Here is a 953-nt window from a genome sequence, read left to right as displayed (position 1 = left end):
CCGGCGGCTCGCCAGGGATGGATCTGCAGGAGAGCCAGGCGCAGTTCGCGCGGCAGCTTGTGCTGGCACAGGAGGGCGACCGATCGGCGCTGGAGTCGATCACCCAATACGCGGACCAGTACCTGTCGGCCGGGCAGAACTACTACGGCAGCGGGACCGGCTATCAGTCGATCCGTGATGATGTGCTGGCCACGCTCGAGGACATGCCCGACCAGGTCAGCGCCGAAGAGTACATCGCCGACGAGATCAAGCGGGCATTGGCGGATGCGGTCGATAAGCTGCCCAACGGTATCGCCGGTGCGCTCCATCCGATGTTCGATCAAATCGACACCAGCCTGGATGGGCTGATCGATTACGGCGAGTTCTCGAAGTTCTTCGACGGCCTGGCCAGTGACGAGCGGTTGCGTCAGATCTTCAGCCAGCTCGACACCGACGGTGACGGTCAGATCAGCGCGCTGGAGGCGGTGAAGCAGTCGACCGACCAGGTGGGCGACAACACCGGCTCGCTCGAGGAGCGTTCGCTCGAGCAGCTGCAAAAGCTCACGGGCCTGACCAGCGAGATGGCGCGTTCGACCGATCAATTCATCGGCCTGAATTCGACCATGGTCAGTCTGCGGGAATCGATCAACGCCCTGGGTGTGGCGCAGAAGGAAGCGGCGCGAATCGAGAAAGCCCGGCAGGAAGCCGAGGCGGCGGCCAAGGAGCGGGTGGCGCTGGAGCGCAAGCTGAGCGGCTACGAGTCGACGCTGGATAGCCTCAACTCGAAGCTGGGTAGCACGCAGAGCGACATCAAGGATCTCGCCAAGGATCGCGATACCTACGACTACGTGGACTATCGCAACGAGCATGCCGCCGACCAGTGGTCGAACATCGATAAGACCTATAAGGGCTACACCGGTTATATCGGTGATGAGAACGCCTACTGGGAGGATGGAAAACTCAAGACGTCGGGC

The 953-nt window shown here is 62.0% G+C and carries 1 protein-coding gene; it reads left to right on the top strand.

Annotated features, from left to right (window positions below; translation table 11 throughout):
- The coding region (locus tag DOM36_RS19920) for an EF-hand domain-containing protein (protein ID WP_198651356.1) at window positions 1-953 on the top strand (953 nt) is incomplete at both ends.

It is taken from the genome of Salinicola sp. CPA57 (assembly GCF_003206035.1).
In the GTDB taxonomy this organism is placed as follows: Bacteria; Pseudomonadota; Gammaproteobacteria; order Pseudomonadales; family Halomonadaceae; genus Salinicola; species Salinicola socius.
The sequence above is the reverse complement of the archived record's forward strand: the minus strand, read 5'-3'. Positions and strand labels throughout refer to the sequence as shown.